The organism is Methylobacterium sp. AC832 (assembly GCF_979256025.1).
The window spans coordinates 204110-218626 of the sequence record NZ_CEEDMV010000002.1; the positions used below are offsets into that span (position 1 = coordinate 204110).

The following is a 14517-nucleotide window of genomic DNA, read 5'->3' on the forward strand; positions in this document are numbered from 1 at the left end:
TGCGTCGCGTGAGGATGGGTGACTGACCATGGCTGACCTCACCCTCAACGGCATTCCGGTGATCGACACCTTCGCCGAGGCGTTCGACGTCGCCGGTACGGCGCTGATCATCACCAACGACACCGCCAAATGGGCGATGATCGCCGCCGTGACCATGACCGGGTTCGCTACGTCGGTGATCGGCTGCGGCGCCGAGGCCGGGATCGATTGCGAGCTCTCGCCGGAGGAGACTCCGGACGGCCGCCCCGGCGTGCGCGTACTGCTGTTCGGCTTCGAGCCGAACGGTCTCAAGGACCAGCTCCTCAAGCGCGTCGGCCAGTGCATCCTCACCTGTCCTGGCACCGCCTGCTATGCGGGCGTCGACGGGCCTCACAAGATCAAGCTCGGCGGCGCGATCCGGTATTTCGGTGACGGGTTCGCGGTGGCCAAGCGTCTGACCGACCCCGTCTCCGGCAAGGCGCGGCGCTACTGGCGCGTGCCGGTGATGGACGGCGAGTTCCTCTGTGAGGATTTCGTCCGCGCGGTGGACGGCGCGGTGGGCGGCGGCAACCTGCTGTTCCTCGGCCGCAACCATGCCGAGACCCTCAAGGTCGCGGAGATCGCCGTGGATGCCGCTCGCTCGGTGGCGGACGTGATCTTGCCCTTCCCCGGCGGCATCGTCCGCTCCGGTTCGAAGGTCGGCGCGCGCACCAAGGGCATGATGGCCTCCACCAACGACGCCTATTGCCCCACCCTCAAGGGCCGGGCCGGCTCCGAACTCGCGGCCGAGGTCGGCGTGGTGCTGGAGATCGTCATCGACGGGCTCACATCCCGCTCAGTGGCCGAATCCATGCGCGCGGCGCTCCATGCCTCGACCGAGGCGGGTGCCGCGCACGGGCTCGTCGCAGTGACGGCGGGCAATTACGGCGGCAATCTCGGCCGCCACCATTATCACCTGAAGGACCTGCTCTCGAAGGAGCCGGCGAGCGAGGCTGGAGCGGCATGAGCACCCTCACCCTGCGCCAGGAGCCGCCGGAGCGGCTCGATTTCCTTCATGTGAATCCGCTCTCCCTGAGCGGCCTCTCCGAGGCCGAAGCGGCCAGGCTCCCCATCGGCACCAGCCGACGCGGCCTGACGCTGGGCGACGTCTTCGCGATCAGCCTCGACGGCTCCGACAGCCTGACCATCGAGGGCGGGTCATCCCGCTTCGACAGCATTGGTGCCTCGCTCAGCGGCGGTTCGATCCGGGTCGTCGGCGATGTCGGCCAGCGCCTCGGCGCAGGCATGGCATCGGGCTCGGTGACGGTCACGGGATCGGCCGGCCCCTATGCCGGATCGGGTGCCAAGGGCGGCACGATCACCATCGAAGGGGATGCCGGCGATCATGCGGGCGGCGCAGTCTATGCCGCCAAGGCCGGGCTCGACGGCGCCACGCTGGTGATCCGAGGCTCGGCCGGAGATTATCTCGGCGACCGCATGCGGCGCGGGCTGATCCTGGTCGGATCCGCCGGGGCTCATGCCGGATCGCGGATGATCGCGGGTACGATCGCGGCCCTCTCGGTGGGTGACCATCCGGGCTACGGCATGCGGCGTGGGACGATCCTCGCAGGCGGACACGGTGCCCTGAGCCCGAGTTTCGTCGAGACTGGGACGCACGATCTCGTGTTCTTGCGCCTGCTCGCCCGATCACTGCGCGCCCTCAGCCCCGCCCATGCCGACCTCGCGGCGGGCGCGCTCAAGCGCTATTCCGGCGATCTCGCCACCCTCGGCAAGGGTGAGCTCTGGGTTACGGCCGCCTGAGAAACCGGGCGGGTCCCTTGCCGGCGGCGCTCTGCGCCGTCGGCGGAGTCATCACGTATACGTTAGCCCGGTGCGATCCTGCTGATCGACCGTTGATCGCCCCGCCCTCATTCTCCGGGGCTCTGAACGCATAGGCCACGGCGCTGGCCGGGGAGCCCGGATCGCTCAGATCATGGCTCGCAAGGTTCGTTTCGTCGGAGACGAGACGCCGGATCGGTACGATCGCTCCGTTCGCGACATGCCGCCTAGGCGTCGCAGCGACCCGAAAACCGGGTTCCACGGCGCGAGCCTCGGGACCGCCGCACCTGCGCGACTCCCAATCCTGCATTTACTTGCCAGGCCCCGCTTCCATGCAGGAGCGGCGTCGTCCCCTTGAAAGCCGGACACCGTTCTCGCGAACATCACAGTGATCATTGTTGCTGATCTGAATGATGCATAATTATTCTGATTAACAAATGGTTGTAGAAGGTGTGGAGCGGATGTCGCACCGGTGGATCTGGATCATCGGTCGCTCTGAAGGAGAAATACCCTCAGGTGCGCCAGAACACGTGGCCGATTCCCAATTCCTCACCTGAGTCTAACCTTTACCCTTCGTTGACGGCTGCTGCTGTATTCGATGGATGTTGTTGCAGGAATGCGACAGACCTCACGCCCGACCAAGCCTACAAGCGCTCAGGCTTAATGCCCATCAGGACCAGACACACAATGAAAAGACTGCTTCTCGCTACGACCGTTCTCGCCGGCCTGACTGCTGTCGCTTCGGCCGCCGACCTTCCCCGTCGCGCCGCTCCGCCGGTCTTCGTTCCGGTCCCGGTCTTCACGTGGACGGGCTTCTACGCCGGTATCAACGCCGGTTACGCTTTCGACGCCGGCAAGGAAGGCCCCAACTCCTTCCCGGTGGCGAGCCGCTTCACCGCCGCTGGCACCCCGCAGGTCGCCACGTTCAGCAAGGACAGCCAGGACGGCTTCTCCGGCGGCGCGCAGATCGGTTACAACTACCAGTTCACCCCGGGTTCGGGCGTGGTCGTCGGTATCGAAGCCGACGCCCAGTACCTCGATTTCGGCGCCAAGCGTCGTGACTCGGGCGTCGTTGCCGCTCCCGGCTTCGCCATCAACGACCCGCGTGGCCTCTCCAGCCTCGACTTCTTCGGTACCGTCCGCGGTCGCCTCGGCTACGCTTTCGACCGCACCCTCGTGTACGGCACCGGCGGCTTCGCTTACGGTGCTGGCAGCACCGACCGTAGCTTCGGCGGCTTCCAGGGCAACGACGACTTCCGCACCGGCTACGCCGTCGGCGGTGGTATCGAATACGCTCTCCCCACCGACTCGTTCTTCAACTTCTTCCGCGCTTCCGCTGTGACGCTGAAGGTCGAAGGCCTGTACGTGAACCTCGATCGCGGCACCCGCAACCAGGGCGCCTTCATCATCAACACCGCCGCCAACAACGCTGTCGTGCAGTCGATCAGCAGCGGTCGTCGCGACGACGAGTTCGCCGTCGTCCGCGCCGGCCTGAACTACAAGTTCGGCACCTACTAGGATCGTCCATGATCTCCGCGCAGTCCTCCTCGAGGATTGCGCGGCTCTCAGGATCGTCCAAACGAAAAACCCGGCCTCGCGGCCGGGTTTTTTGCGTTGGTATGAGTTCGTCGCACAGTGACGGGGAAGCGGTGCTTCCCCTGTCTCATGCCAGACCTCGATCAGCCCGCCTCAGCCCGCCCTCGGCATCAGATGTCGAGCACGGCCTCGTCGGCGAAGGCGGCGCGTTCGGAGATGAAGGCGAAGCGGGCTTCGGGCTTGTTGCCCATCAGCCGCTCCACGGCGTCGCCCGTGGAGACGCGCGCCTCGTCGAGGACCGCGACGCGCAGAAGGGTGCGCTTCTTCGGGTCCATGGTCGTCTCCTTCAACTGCGCCGGCATCATCTCGCCGAGCCCCTTGAAGCGGCTGATCTCGACCTTGGCACCCTTGAACGTGGTCTTGATGACCCGCTCCTTATCGGCATCGTCACGGGCATAGGCCGTCTTCGCGCCGTGCTGGAGGCGGTAGAGCGGCGGGATCGCGAGGTAGAGATGGCCCTTGTCGATGAGCTTGGGCATCTGGCGATAGAAGAAGGTGATCAGCAGGGATGCGATATGGGCGCCGTCGACATCGGCGTCGGTCATGATGATGACCTTCTCGTAGCGAAGATCCTCGCCCTTGTAGCTGTTGCCCGTGCCGCAACCGAGCGCCTGGGTCAGGTCGGAGATGAGCTGGTTGGCGCCCATCTTGTCGCGACTGGCCGAGGCCACGTTGAGGATCTTGCCGCGCAGGGGCAGGATCGCCTGGCTGGCGCGGTCGCGCGCCTGCTTTGCCGAGCCGCCGGCGGAATCACCCTCGACGATGAAGATTTCCGAGCCGGCCGTACCGGCCTTGGAGCAATCGGCGAGCTTGCCCGGCAGACGTAGCTTGCGGGTCGCGGATTTGCGCGCGACCTCTTTCTCCTGGCGTCGGCGCAGGCGCTCCTCGGCCCGGTCGATCACCCAGTCGAGAAGTTTGTTGGCCTGGGCCGGGGAGGCGGCGAGCCAATGGTCGAACGCGTCGCGGATTGCCGTCTCGACAATCCTCGAGGCTTCCACGGTGGCGAGCTTGTCCTTGGTCTGGCCCTGGAATTCCGGCTCGCGGATGAAGACGGAGAGCATCGAGGCGCAGGTCGCCATGACATCATCCGTTGTGACGGAGGTCATGCGCTTAGCCTGGCCGACGCGTTCGGCATGTTCGCGTAGGGCCCGCAGCAGGGCGACGCGCAGGCCGCTTTCATGCGTGCCACCCTCGGCGGTGGGGATGGTGTTGCAATAGGAGTGCGAGACCCCGTCCTCCACCACCATCCAGGCGATGGCCCATTCGAGGGAGCCATGGCCGCCGGGCTTCGTCACCTTGCCGGCGAAAACCGCATCGGTGACGAGTTCCTTGCCCTCGAGATCGCGGGCGAGATAATCGCGCAGGCCGCCGGGGAAGCGGTGCACGGTCTCTGCCGGGACGTCGTCCATCCCCTCGATCAGGGACGGCGCGCAACGCCAGCGGATTTCGACGCCGCCGAACAGGTAGGCCTTTGACCGGGCCATCTTGAACAGCCGGCGCGGATCGAATTTCAGAGCTCCGAAGATCTCGGCATCGGGATGGAAGCGCACCCGGGTGCCGCGACGGTTCTGCACCCGGCCGACCTCCACCAGAGGCCCCTGCACGTGGCCGCGCGAGAACGTCTGGCGGTACAGGGTCTGGCTGCGGGCGACCTCGACTTCGAGGCTGTCCGAGAGGGCATTGACCACGGAGATGCCGACGCCATGAAGGCCGCCCGAGGTCTCGTAGACCTTCGAGTCGAATTTTCCGCCGGCGTGCAGCGTCGTCATGATCACTTCGAGGGCGGATTTGCCGGGGAATTTCGGATGCGGGTCCACCGGGATACCGCGTCCGTTATCGGTGATGACGAGGTGGCCCGTCGCCTCCAGTTCCACCTCGATGTAGCTGGCATGGCCGGCCACAGCCTCGTCCATGGAATTGTCGATCACCTCGGCGAAGAGATGGTGCAGGGCGCGTTCGTCGGTGCCGCCGATATACATGCCCGGCCGGCGCCGGACGGGCTCCAGCCCCTCCAGCACTTCGATCGACGAGGCGTCGTAGCCGGCCTCGGCTGTTTCGATGGGCGCCTTGTCGAGGGGCGCCCGGGCGGCCGAGGAAGCCTTGGCACCGCGAACCGGCGCCTGGCCGCCTGCGAACAGATCGCTCGGCCGGCCGACGGCGGGGGCCGCAACGGCCTGGCGTGAGGTCTCGCGCTGAGTCATGTGCCAACCATACAGGAACGAAACGGAAACGTGAAGCGCCGCCATGAGGGCGCGGGAGGTCTCTCCCCGTGTTCCTGCACAGCTTGCGCCGATTCCCTTAACGCTGTGTCGTCTGGATTTCGGAGGGACCGGCGCGGTCGCTGCGCCCTGCCCTTTCCCGGGTCGCTATCCGTACCCCTGCTGGCACTCTGAAGGAGTTGCGGCGCAATGGGGGCGAGTTCCACGACGCCGGTTCGACAGGGCCGCCATTCGACGGCGACGGAGGGGGATCCAGTGTCCAGCTGGAAAGGTCGAGCGGTCAGCTTCCGACCCGGCCACCGCCTCGCTTCGTGATGGCGACGATAGCCGGCCGGGGCGGCATCGCATCGTCGAAATCCGGCCACCGGGTCGAAGGTGCCTCGAACGTGGCGGGGGCGGCCTTCGGATCCTCCTCGTCGGCCTCGCCGGGATGCTGGACGGCGACGAAGAACGTGGTGTCGTCCGGTGTGAAGTAGGGGCCGCACATCTCCGCGCCGTTGGGCACCCGGAAGAAGTGCTTGCCGGTTCCCCGTCCCTGCCCGTCCGTCTCCATGGCCCAGATTCCGTCGTTCCGGCCCGTCTTCGATGGCGAGTTCCCGTCGGTGGCGACCCAGAGCCGACCCTGTCCGTCGACCGAGCAATTGTCCGGCATGCCGAACCAGCCGTCCTTCGTCGTCGCGGAGGAGAAGGTGGCGCCGACCGTAGCGATGGAGGGATCGCCGCATTTGACGAGGATCTCCCAGGCGAAGCCCGGTGCCGCATGGTCGCCCTCGTCGGGGGTCAGCTCCACGATGTGGCCGAAGCGGTTGTCGGGCCTCGGATTGGCGGCGTTCACCTCGTCGGGTTTGCGCTTCACGTTGTTGGTGAGCATGACATAGACCTTGCCGGTCTTCGGATTGGCCTCGACGTCTTCCGGGCGATCCATCTTGGTGGCGCCGAGGAGGTCGGCGGCACGCCGCGCCTCGATGACCACGTCGGCCTGGGAGCGGAACCCGTTCTCCGTTGTCAGGGGGCCTTGTCCGAAGACCAGCGGCATCCAGGCGCCGCGTCCGTCGGCATCGAACCGGGCGACGTGGAGCGTGCCGGAATCGAGGATATCGCGGTTGGCCTGCCGGTCGGCGAGATTTACGGCCGCGTCCGTCACGAACTTGTAGACGTAGTCGAAACGCTCGTCGTCGCCCTGGTAGACCACGTAGCGGCCGCTCTTCGAAACGATGCCGGCGGCGCCTTCGTGCTTGAACCGGCCCATGGCGGTGCGCTTCGTCGGGACGGAGGCGGGATCGAACGGGTCGATCTCCACGACCCAGCCGAAGCGGTTCGGCTCGTTCGGCTCTTTGGAGAGGTCGAAGCGCTCGTGGAAGCGTCCCCAGGCATAGGCGTTGCCGGGCAGGCCGAGACGCTTGTGGTTGGTCGCCTCAGCAGAACCCTCGGCGAGGGAGCCCGAGAAGTAATAGTTGATGTTCTCCTCGCAGGTGAGCCACGTCCCCCAGGGGGTGGTTCCGCCGGCGCAGTTGTTGATCATGCCCTTCACCGTACGGCCCACAGGATCGGCCGTCGTCTTCAGCCGGTCGGAGCCTGCGGCGGGACCGGACAAAGTCATCACCGTCTCCGCGGTGATGCGCCGGGCGTGAGGCGAGTTCGGCACCACGGCCCATTTGCCGTCCGTTCGCTTCACCTCGATCACCGATCCGCCATGGGCGGCCATCTCGATATCGACGAGCTCGCGGTTCATGCCCTTGAACGCGACGGTCTTGATATCCTGGCGGCCGAGGCCGGGGAACATCAGCTCCTCGTTGGTGTATTCGTGATTGACCACGAGAAGTCCGTGTGCCGCCGGATCGGCGGCACCGGACATCGGGAAATAACCGACGAAGTCGTTGTTGTAGCCGAATTGCCGGGCCTGGGCCTCCGCCGACTGGTTCCGCGGATCGAAAGCAGGCGCGCCAGGCAGGACCGGATCGCCCCAGCGGATCAGGATGTCGGCATCGTGCCCCTCGGCCACGTGATGGTGGGTGTCCGAACCCGCTTCGATCTCCTTGAACGGGAACGGCGTCGCCCGTCCCTGCGCCGCCGCAGCCGGGGCGGCCGCGAGCGCGCGGGGCGTCACCACCGCCGCGATGGCGCCGACCCCGAGGAGACCGCGCAGGAGGTCGCGCCGGTCGAACCGCGCGGCGACCACATCGCCGAACGTGGCGTTGCCGCTCGTATTCGTGCCTGCATCCTCGCCGTCTTCGGCGGCCTGCGAGCGGGTGCGCAGCGGCTCGGTCATGGTGAACTCATCCTGTGACTTATGTGACAGAATCCTAGGAGCCGGACATGGCGGGGCGATGACGGGTCGGGTTGGGAACCAACCTCTGGTTTGTGCGTTTCCGCACATAGAACCGATCGGTGGGAGAGCGACATGGCGCCGTCTGCAGCCTTGAGAATGGTGCGCCACGACGATCTCATCCGCGCGTCGCAGGCTGCGGGTCGTGCCTTCTCGCCGATCGAGGACGGAGCCGACGACGGATCGACGGCATCCTCCAAATTTCTTTCTCTCTCGGCGGTGTCTCTTGCGGGCTTCCTCGCGAGCTTCGGAGCCTTCCTCTTCTTCGTTTGAGGGCAGCGCAGCCCTAAAGGTCGAGGGAGCCGTCCGCGCGCGGACGAAGCTATGCCTGGTTCAAGCCGACCGAACCATCATATCGCGCGGAAAACAGCCTGCCGAAGGGGGAAAGGGCAGCCCTTGACCCGACCCTTCAGGCCACTGCCTCGCCAATCGTCGGCTCAGCTTTTCAGGCCGCCACGGACCCGGTAGCCAGCCCTCCGAAGCGGCGGTCGCGATTGCGGTAGGCGGCGAGAGCGTCTTCGAGGTCTCCGGCATCGAAATCGGGCCAATGGCGGCGGGTGAAGTGAAGTTCGGCGTAGGCGCTCTCCCAGAGCAGGAAATCGGAAAGCCGCTGCTCGCCGCTGGTGCGGATCACGAGATCGACCTCGGGGACACAGGCATCGCCCGTCACCAGGGTCGAGAAGGTGGTGCGGGTCATGCCGGGATTGCTGGCGCTGGCGAGCGCGGCGGCGAGAATGGCATCGCGGGCGGAATAATCGACGGCGATCCGCAGATGCAGGGCTTTCCCCTCGAGTGTTACGGCCTCGGCTCGGCCGATGGCGGCGGCGAGTCCCTCGGGCAAGCGGTCGCGCCGGCCGATCACGCTGAGACGTACGCCGCTTTCGACCAAACGGGCGATCTCGTTGCGCAGGTAGAGCCGGAGCAGCCCCATCAGGGCGGAGACCTCCGCCTCCGGACGTCTCCAGTTGTCGCAAGAGAAGGCATAAAGGGTGAGGGTGCCGATGGCTTGTTTCGGCGCCGCCTCCACGACCCGGTGGATCGCCTCGACGCCTTCCTTGTGACCGAGCGCGCGGGGCAGTCCGCGCCCCGAGGCCCAGCGTCCGTTGCCATCCATGATGATGCCCACATGCAGGCCGGGCGTCTGTTCGCTTTGCATCGCAGAGTTCCTTGGCAAAAAAAGACGGAGCCTGGCCGTCAGGCCGGACGCGCGACGAGGGGGAGGCCCGCGCTCTCGGCCGCCATCTCGGCGGCCTTTGCGGCGTCCCGCACCACCTGTTCGAGGACGGCGAGGTAATCGAGGAAGCGAGTCCGGCCGGTCGGCGTCAGATGGCAGGTCGTCAGAGGTCGGGTGCCACCATGGCTCTTGCCCTGCCCTTTCCTGATCTCGACGAAGCCGGCCTCCTGCAACACCTGGAGGTGACGGTTGAGATTACCGTCGGTGAGGCCGCAGAGTTGCTTAAGGTCGCCGAAGGCCAGCCCCTTCGGAGCCGCCATCAGCGAGGTGAGGAGGCCGAGCCGGGCCTTCTCGTGAATGACCCGGTCGAGGCCGTCATACGCGAAGGGAGCATCACGCATCACTGTCCTCCCGGGCGCGGTAGAGGATCATGGCCATCAGAAACTGGCCGACGGCGAAAGGCAGTCCCATGGTCCAGGGTGAGAGGACGCGGTCGGCGCTCGCCAGCATGAGCACGGCGAGGCCCGCCACCATGTACCAGGTGCCGGGCAGCGCGACGCCTTTCGGCAGGGACCGCACCGAGGCGAAGAGCCCGAGACTCACCAGCATCTGCCACAGCCCCGGCAGCATCCACAGGGATTCCGGCGAAACCTGTACCAGGACCAGGGCGAGGCAGGCGCCCGCCACGCCGGCGGGCAGGAACTGCTCCACCGCGTTCACGATCGCCGTGTCGGTGAGCCCCGCATGGTCGCGACGCGAACGGGCTCGCATCTCGGCGCCGATCAGGCCGGCGGAGACCAGGGCGGTGGCGATCCAGCCGCCTAGGAACAGCAGCGGCTGACCGGTCGGGTCGTCGAGCCAGACATGCTGCGCCAGGGCGGTGCCGAGGGCGAGAACGCCCGTGGCCGCGATGGCGGAGGGCCCGAACCCGCAGAACGCGTCGCCGCGGGCGAGTTGCGCGCGGATCGCCACGATATCGGCGAGGGCTCTATCGAGATCGGACATCCGATGCTCCCAGATCAGCTTTGTATCGCAAAGTAAGCTGATCCTGCGCCTGTCCGCAAGTGCCGTCAGGCACGTGGAATCAGCGGGTGCGGAGCTCTGTCACTCCTGTGCCAGCCGCTCGGCCAGGGCCGGCGACAGGCCGATGCTCTCGATGGACGGCGCCGGCTGGCCCGGCGGCAAGCCGCAGATCGCGGCGGCGAGGACCGCACGGGTCCCTACTTCCACCGAGCATAGGACGGGCACCGGCACATGCGGCTGGATGCGTTCGGCGAGGCCGGCAAGCGCCGCTCCGCCGAGGATCACCACATCCGCCCCGTCGCGGATGGCGCAGGTGGTGCAGGCGGCGGCCAGATCCGCCAGGGCCGCCTCGGGGTCCCGTGCGATGCGGTCTCCCGTGGGGGCGATGGTGCGGATGGCGGCGAGCTTGTCGGAGAGGCCGATGCCCGCCACGAACTCCTCCAGCATCGGTCCCCACAGGGCGCCCCCGGTGACGATGGCGAAGCGCCCTCCCCGCGCCGTGGCGGCGAGGCACGAGGCCTCGGCCATGCCGACCACCGGCAGCGGGGATATCTCGCGCAGGCCTCCGAGCCCCGGATCTCCGAAACAGGCGAGGTAGACCGCGTCGCAACCCTCGGCGTGCTCGGCCAGCGCGTCGAGGGCGGCATGGGCCGCGATCGCCGACGCGGCCCGGCTGGTGATGTAGCGGGCACCGAAGCGCCCGGTGACCGCGACGATCTCGACGGCGTCGCCCGCCACTCGCCGCGCATGCGCGGCGACCAGATCGGTGACGGTTTCGGTCGTGTTGGGGTTGATCAGCAGGATGCGCAAAGGGAATCGGTCTCCGGTCAGGCCTTGGCCGCGGCGGCCCTCTTACGCATCAGGACGACATAGATCGAGAAGCCCAGGGCCACGCCGATGAACCAGCTGAAATTCGCCACGCTTCCCAGGGCCGGGATGACGGCGCAGAGCACCGGCACCAGGGCGGAGGGAATGACGCTGTAGATCGCGGCGCGATTGTATCCGCCATCATACCAGTAAGTTCCGGTCGGGCTCATCGTGTAGAGGTCGTCCACCACGACATGCTGCTTCCGCACGATGAAGAAGTCGGCGATCAGGATGCCGAAGAGCGGACCGATGAAGGCGCCGAGGATGTCGAGCGTGTAATGGATCACGGCCGGGTTGTTGTAGAGGTTCCACGGAGTGATGAAGATCGAGGCCACGGCCGCGATCATCCCGCCCATGCGCCAGCTGATATGCTGCGGAGCCACGTTCGAGAAATCGAAGGCCGGGGAGACGAAGTTCGCCACGATGTTGATGCCGATCGTCGCCGTCATGAAGGTGAAGGCGCCGAGCACCACCGCGTAGGTGTTGTCGATCTTACTCACCGTCTCCACCGGATCGATGATGAGGTGGCCGAAGACTGGCAAGGTCGAAGAGGTGGTGATGACGGTGAGCAGCGAGAAACCGATGAAGTTCACCGGCAGGCCCCAGAAATTACCGGCCTTCACCGCGGGAAATGACTTTCCGTAGCGTGAGAAGTCGCCGAAATTCAGCATCGGCCCGGAGAAGTACGAGACGACCAGGGCGACCGCATTGAGCATCACCGGCAGGGCGTCCCAGCCCCGGTACTTCACCTCGCCCAGCGTGAGGCCGACATTCGCCACGCCGGCCTTGGCCACGAGGTAGACCGCCAGGGCGATCATCACGACGTAGACGGCGGGGCCGGCCCAATCGATGAATTTGCGGATCGCCTCCATGCCGCGCCAGAACACGAGGGCCTGGATCACCCAAAGGGCCATGAAGGCCGCCCAGCCGAGGCTCGACAGGCCGGCGAAGCCGAACTGCGCCACGTCGGCATAGGGCTTCAGCTCAGGATAGAAGCGCAAGGCGACGATCATGAAGGCGCTGGAGGCGAGGTAGGTCTGGATGCCGTACCAGGCGACCGCGATGAGGCCCCGGATGATGGCGGGGATGTTGGCGCCCTTCACGCCGAAGGAGGCCCGGCAGATCACCGGATAGGGTGTGCCCGTGACCTGGCTCGGCTTGGCCACGAGGTTGCAGAAGAATTGCACAATGAGGATGCCGACGAGCAGCGAGACCAGTACCTGCCAGCTCACGAGGCCGAGGGAGAACAGGCTGCCCGCCGTGATGTAGCCGCCGACGCTGTGGACGTCCGACATCCAGAAAGCGAAGAAGTTGTAGGTGCCCCAGCTCTGTTTCCTGAGCGGGGCCAGATCCTCGTTGGTGAGGCGGTCGTCGTAGCCGGGTTTGATCACCACATCCGCATTGGAATCGGGAACGGCACCTCCGGACGCGGCCGGCTCGGTGATCGAGGCGCTATGTGACATGAGTTCGTCCCCCTTCGCGTGAGGGCCGAAGCCCATGTCCTACCGGCGCTCGCTCAAGCAGGGCGTGTGCCAGCTTGACAGTACCCCTGACTCTTCGGCTTCTCGTTCGCAGGACGCCGTATGCACCGGATAAACGACGGTGCTTTGCCCGTGGTCGATTGACAAGACACCTCAAGGCTCTAAGTGTCCCGCAACGCGTGTGCGCGGCTGGTCCTGTATTCGAACGACCCTTTTCGAACGGACCGTGGAGCCTAGCCCACGACGATCTTCTCCGCGCGGATCGTTACGAGTTCCTGCGCGCAACGGTTCACATCAGCATATGTCTTTTGCCGACCTCGGATTGAGCGACAAGGTCCTCCAGGCCGTCACGGCCGCGGGCTACACGGACCCGACACCGATCCAGGCTCAAGCCATCCCGCACGTTCTGGCGCGCCGTGACGTCCTTGGTATCGCCCAGACAGGGACGGGTAAGACCGCCGCCTTCACCTTGCCGATGCTCACCCTGCTCGAGAATGGACGGGCACGGGCGCGCATGCCGCGCACGCTGATCCTTGAGCCGACCCGCGAACTCGCGGCCCAGGTGGTCGAGAATTTCGACCGCTACGGCGTCAACCACAAGCTCAACGTGGCCTTGATCATCGGGGGCGTCTCCTTCGCCGAGCAGGATGCCAAGCTCATGCGCGGCGCCGACGTTCTGATCGCGACACCGGGCCGCCTGCTCGACCATTTCGAGCGCGGCAAGCTGCTGCTCACCGGGGTCGAGCTCCTGGTCATCGACGAGGCGGACCGGATGCTCGACATGGGCTTCATTCCCGATATCGAGCGCATCGTGAAGATGGTGCCGTTCACGCGCCAGACCCTGTTCTTCTCCGCGACGATGCCGCCCGAGATCGAGCGGCTGGCTGACGTGTTCCTGCATAACCCACAGCGGATCGAGGTTGCGCGCCCCGCCTCCACCGCGACGACGATCGTGCAGAAATTGGTCGCCGCAGGGTCGGAGGGGCACGAGAAGCGCGATCTCCTGCGCCGTCTCATCCGCGGTGAGGCCGAACTCAACAACGGCATCATCTTCTGCAACCGCAAGCGCGACGTGGCGCTGCTGCAGAAGTCGCTGGCGAGCCACGGTTTCAACGTCGCGGCCCTTCACGGCGATATGGATCAGCGCGCGCGCACGGTCGCCCTCGACGGATTCCGCTCCGGTGAAGTTCCGCTGCTGGTTGCGAGCGACGTCGCGGCTCGCGGCCTCGACATTCCCGCGGTGAGCCACGTCTTCAATTTTGACGTGCCGCATCACCCGGAAGACTACGTGCACCGGATCGGGCGTACGGGCCGTGCCGGTCGCGCCGGGCATGCCTTCACCCTGGTCACCCGCTCCGACGAACGGTCGGTGACCGCGATCGAGAGCCTGATCGGTCAGCCGATCCCCTGGGCTGAGGGCGATCTCGGCACCCTGGCCGAGCCCTCGCCGGTGGTGGTCGAGGAAGAGACCCGCACACGTCATCGCGGACGCAGCGGGGATTCCGCTCGGCGCTCACGCGGTGGCGAGGGCGGAAGATCCGAGGGAAGCAAGTCCGAAAGCGGCAAGTCCGAAAGCGGCAAGTCCGAGAATGGTAAGTCGGAAGGCCGGCGCTCATCACGCGAGCGCCAGCCCTCGCGGCGTTCCGAGCCCGCACAGGTCGATGCTGTGGCCGAGTCGCCCACGCCAGAGGCAATCGTCCAGGCTCCGCGCCGGCGCGAGCCTTCTCGTCCGCCGCAAGAGGCTCGCAACCCTGATCCACGCGGTCAAGATTCCCGCCGAGGCTCGTCGGACCGCGGCCGCGACGAACGCCGTCCGTCACCCCGTCGTCGAGACGATGACGATGGCGATACGCCGCTCGGTCTTGGCGAGCATGTGCCAGCCTTCCTCCTGCGCCCGGCCGTGATCAAAAAGTCGACCTAACGCGCCGAGCCACAAATTGTTCCCTGTCCTTTTAACTGCATCTCCACCATCAGTGGGGTAACGGGAACATCTCGTCATTCAGCATCCTGAATGCCGGTTCGGGAAGCAGGCGG

Annotated in this window: 12 protein-coding genes; 5 read left to right on the plus strand and 7 right to left on the minus strand. The window is 66.3% G+C overall.

All coding sequences use genetic code 11. The features are described 5' to 3' along the window. Positions 1 to 28: 28 nt before the first annotated feature. The 3 genes from fhcD (at position 29) to AC0IXR_RS08225 (ending at position 3315) form a co-directional block, all read left to right on the plus strand. Entirely contained in the window at positions 29 to 985 is a 957-nt protein-coding gene (gene fhcD, locus AC0IXR_RS08215; protein WP_419952569.1) for a formylmethanofuran--tetrahydromethanopterin N-formyltransferase, read from the plus strand. Then, a complete protein-coding gene (locus tag AC0IXR_RS08220; RefSeq protein WP_311275253.1) occupies positions 982 to 1779 on the plus strand; it encodes a formylmethanofuran dehydrogenase subunit C in 798 nt (265 codons plus the stop codon). Before fhcD ends, AC0IXR_RS08220 begins: the two co-directional genes overlap by 4 nt. 705 nt (positions 1780 to 2484) lie before the next feature. Further along, entirely contained in the window at positions 2485 to 3315 is an 831-nt protein-coding gene (locus tag AC0IXR_RS08225; RefSeq protein WP_056423958.1) for an outer membrane protein, read from the plus strand. A gap of 188 nt (positions 3316 to 3503) precedes the next feature. On the opposite strand, the gene parE is transcribed toward AC0IXR_RS08225, so the two are convergent. Both parE and AC0IXR_RS08235 read right to left on the minus strand, forming a co-directional pair. Further along, on the minus strand, positions 3504 to 5594 hold the full coding sequence (gene parE / locus AC0IXR_RS08230; protein WP_471760380.1) for a DNA topoisomerase IV subunit B: 2091 nt from the start codon (positions 5592 to 5594) through the stop codon (positions 3504 to 3506). Positions 5595 to 5892: 298 nt separating this feature from the next. Continuing rightward, complete coding sequence (locus tag AC0IXR_RS08235) at positions 5893 to 7881, minus strand: PhoX family protein (RefSeq protein WP_311275255.1); 1989 nt, start codon at positions 7879 to 7881, stop codon at positions 5893 to 5895. Between the two features lie 132 nt (positions 7882 to 8013). Here AC0IXR_RS08235 and AC0IXR_RS08240 point away from each other — a divergent pair, with 132 nt between their 5' ends. After that, complete coding sequence (locus AC0IXR_RS08240; protein ID WP_471760381.1) at positions 8014 to 8211, plus strand: hypothetical protein; 198 nt, start codon at positions 8014 to 8016, stop codon at positions 8209 to 8211. Positions 8212 to 8383: 172 nt separating this feature from the next. On the opposite strand, the gene AC0IXR_RS08245 is transcribed toward AC0IXR_RS08240, so the two are convergent. The 5 genes from AC0IXR_RS08245 to AC0IXR_RS08265 all read right to left on the minus strand — a co-directional run bounded on the left by AC0IXR_RS08245 (position 8384) and on the right by AC0IXR_RS08265 (position 12465). Further along, on the minus strand, positions 8384 to 9094 hold the full coding sequence (locus AC0IXR_RS08245) for a di-trans,poly-cis-decaprenylcistransferase (RefSeq protein WP_471760383.1): 711 nt from the start codon (positions 9092 to 9094) through the stop codon (positions 8384 to 8386). 38 nt (positions 9095 to 9132) lie between these two features. Next, positions 9133 to 9513, minus strand: a complete 381-nt coding sequence (locus tag AC0IXR_RS08250; protein WP_056423950.1) for a transcriptional regulator — start codon at positions 9511 to 9513, stop codon at positions 9133 to 9135. Further along, on the minus strand, positions 9506 to 10117 hold the full coding sequence (locus AC0IXR_RS08255; RefSeq protein ID WP_471760384.1) for a hypothetical protein: 612 nt from the start codon (positions 10115 to 10117) through the stop codon (positions 9506 to 9508). The genes AC0IXR_RS08250 and AC0IXR_RS08255 overlap by 8 nt, the downstream gene beginning before the upstream one ends. 99 nt (positions 10118 to 10216) lie before the next feature. Further along, positions 10217 to 10945: an aspartate/glutamate racemase family protein gene (locus AC0IXR_RS08260; protein ID WP_311275259.1), complete on the minus strand. Its 729-nt coding sequence runs from the start codon at positions 10943 to 10945 to the stop codon at positions 10217 to 10219. 17 nt (positions 10946 to 10962) lie between these two features. Then, positions 10963 to 12465 carry an NCS1 family nucleobase:cation symporter-1 gene (locus AC0IXR_RS08265; RefSeq protein WP_471760385.1) on the minus strand — a complete coding sequence of 501 codons (1503 nt, stop codon included), beginning with the start codon at positions 12463 to 12465 and terminating at the stop codon, positions 10963 to 10965. 319 nt (positions 12466 to 12784) lie between these two features. Here AC0IXR_RS08265 and AC0IXR_RS08270 point away from each other — a divergent pair, with 319 nt between their 5' ends. Then, on the plus strand, positions 12785 to 14404 hold the full coding sequence (locus tag AC0IXR_RS08270; RefSeq protein WP_471760386.1) for a DEAD/DEAH box helicase: 1620 nt from the start codon (positions 12785 to 12787) through the stop codon (positions 14402 to 14404). Positions 14405 to 14517 lie beyond the last annotated feature (113 nt).